This window comes from Listeria fleischmannii subsp. fleischmannii LU2006-1, assembly GCF_000344175.1.
Taxonomy (GTDB): Bacteria; Bacillota; Bacilli; order Lactobacillales; family Listeriaceae; genus Listeria; species Listeria fleischmannii.
In genome coordinates this window covers 1-459 of record NZ_ALWW01000102.1, presented here as the reverse complement: position 1 = coordinate 459, position 459 = coordinate 1, and the positions used below count along the sequence as shown (strand labels likewise).

Here is a 459-nt window from a genome sequence, read left to right as displayed (position 1 = left end):
GTTGGCGGTGAAATTTAGTGAAGCGGTCTGGCCACTTTTTAAATAAATTTGCGCGTATTCCTGTTTGTGGAACTATTTCCAATTATAATTCACCGGCAGAAGAGGATGTTGGGACGCGAGTACAGCGCTATTTAATTCAAGCGAATGCGTTAATGCAGGGCTTTTCGGTAACGAATTATAAGGAGGACTACAAAGAAGCCACAGAACAGCTCATTAAATGGCTTCGAGAAGGGAAGTTGACGCATAAAGAGACGGTTTTAAAAGGATTTGATCAAATTGTTCCCGCCTTTATTTCTCTTTTTGAAGGTAAAAATATTGGCAAAATCATTGTTGAAATGACAGACTAGAATCCAGCGTTTATATGCTTTTAAGGAGGACTATTTTGATGTATGTTGATTTATCGCACGCAATTGGGAATAGCTCACCTGTTTATCCGCAAGACACTCCGATAAACCTTTC

At 39.4% G+C, this 459-nt stretch carries 1 protein-coding gene; it reads left to right on the top strand.

The features are described from left to right. The first annotated feature begins 17 nt into the window (after positions 1–17). Positions 18–347, top strand: coding sequence for an MDR/zinc-dependent alcohol dehydrogenase-like family protein (locus tag LFLEISCH_RS14440; RefSeq protein WP_007478157.1), 330 nt, complete (start codon positions 18–20; stop codon positions 345–347). Positions 348–459: the final 112 nt, after the last annotated feature.